This is a genomic window from Novosphingobium sp. MBES04 (assembly GCF_000813185.1).
Classification (GTDB): domain Bacteria; phylum Pseudomonadota; class Alphaproteobacteria; order Sphingomonadales; family Sphingomonadaceae; genus Novosphingobium; species Novosphingobium decolorationis.
The window spans coordinates 177749-179487 of the sequence record NZ_DF850490.1; the positions used below are offsets into that span (position 1 = coordinate 177749).

At 57.8% G+C, this 1739-nt stretch carries 1 protein-coding gene; it reads right to left on the reverse strand.

The genetic code is table 11. From position 1 onward, the window contains the following. Positions 1–126: 126 nt before the first annotated feature. Positions 127–1455: a sensor histidine kinase gene (locus tag MBENS4_RS22720; RefSeq protein ID WP_242405091.1), complete on the reverse strand. Its 1329-nt coding sequence runs from the start codon at positions 1453–1455 to the stop codon at positions 127–129. Positions 1456–1739: the final 284 nt, after the last annotated feature.

The window sequence follows — 1739 nt, forward strand, 5'->3', positions numbered from 1 at the left end:
GGGGCGGAAAACAAAGAATCCTCGGTCCGCCTCCCCAACCCACCTTGCCAGCAGTGCGCCAGGCCATCCTTGACCGCCTGTCTCGCTCACCGCCGGGGCATTGCCCTCACTGCGGATGTTGCCTCATCAGACGTCCCAGTAAACTTCTACCAAAGTAGTGCTAGGAATGGGCATCGTGACGATGACCCTCAAACCACCCAACGTTGACTTGCCAAAAGACAGACCGCCATTGAAGCGGGTCATTAGACGGTGCGCCGTCGGGATACCCAAGCCGAAGCCCTTGGTGTTGCGGCTCCGAGCCTGGTCTAGCCTGAAAAACGGATCGAGAATGTCTTGAAAATGCTCCTCAGATAAGCCGGGGCCATCGTCGTCGATCAAGATGATCCAACGCCCTTCCTCTGTCCGACCGAAGCCAATCTCCGCCCTCCGCCCATATTGCAGGGCATTCTCAAGCAGAACTGCAAGACTGATGCGAAGAGGCTCGACGAATGTTGTAACCAGCACCTCGTCCTGTAGGCGCAAGGTGACCGCTTCGCCGAACGGCTCGATTGCCGCTCGAACCATGCTCGTCAAATCGATTAGTTCCGCCTGCGCATTCAGATGCTGGGCCCGGAGGAATTGCTGAAGGGAGGCCAACAAGTCTTCCATTTCGTCGACGTTCTCAACGAGCATTGCCGATAATTCAGGATCTTCCAGGAGGTCCGCGACAAGCTTCTGTCGAGAGAGAGGTGTACGCAGGTCGTGGCTGATCGCTTCGAAAGATTGCGCTTGCTCCCTCAGCAGGCCGGCGATGCGCGACTGCATCAGGTTCATCGCGCTGGCCAAGCCGCGCAAGTCTTTCGGCCCTCCCTCCTCGATTGTTATTTGCCTCCCCTCGCCAATAGTATCTGCGGCGTTGGCGAGGCTCCGTAACGGACGCGCCAACCGGTGAAGCAAGATCAGGCCCGTGAAGATCAACAGAGCCGTGCTGACGATCGTGAGAACAATAGCGCGGGTCGCTATAGGCCACATCGAACTGATGTCCCGCGAACGAAAATTCAGCCACCGATTATCTGGGAGCCGGATCGAGCCGACCAAATCATCCCGTCCGGTCTCGTTTGGCACCCTGGCAAGACGCAGCGCCTTGCCTGCCAGCCCAGGTTCCCATCGTTCAATTTCACGGGTAATCTCGGAAAGGTCGCCATTGAATTGGCCGTGATCTACGCGGGGGTCTTCAGAGACAGAGGCATTCAAAAATCTGGTACTCATCGTCTCCGGCGTCTGGCCGGGCACCAGGAGATAGAGCCGTTCGCTGACGACCAAGAGCTCTGCAATGCGCCGAGCATGGTCATTCCGTAAGGTTTGCCTGTCGATGGATTGGTAGAACAGGACGCTGGCGGCGAGTTGGACAAGCCCAAGCCCAATGACCAGCGCTGCCATATACGCGGCGAACTTTGAATGGCGTAGCGTGAGCAAGCGCGCCCCCTCTCCTCAACCTTAACCGGCCTCGATCCCGGTCATTTAGGGCATCGATCTTGCGGGCCTCGGTCTCGGTCAAACGTTTTCCTTGTTCGGCAACACTTTGACACAACCGAGCTTCCCTGTCCCGGTGATCTGCGATCAAGGCATCCGGCGATGCGTATCGGAGCTTTTCCGGTTCAAATGCGCGCGCAACGCTGCGATGCAGATCGCAATGGCCTCAAGTGCATGAGGCCCGCTCCACGAACCTTGGTCTTCCATAATCTGGGCCTCTCCGGCAC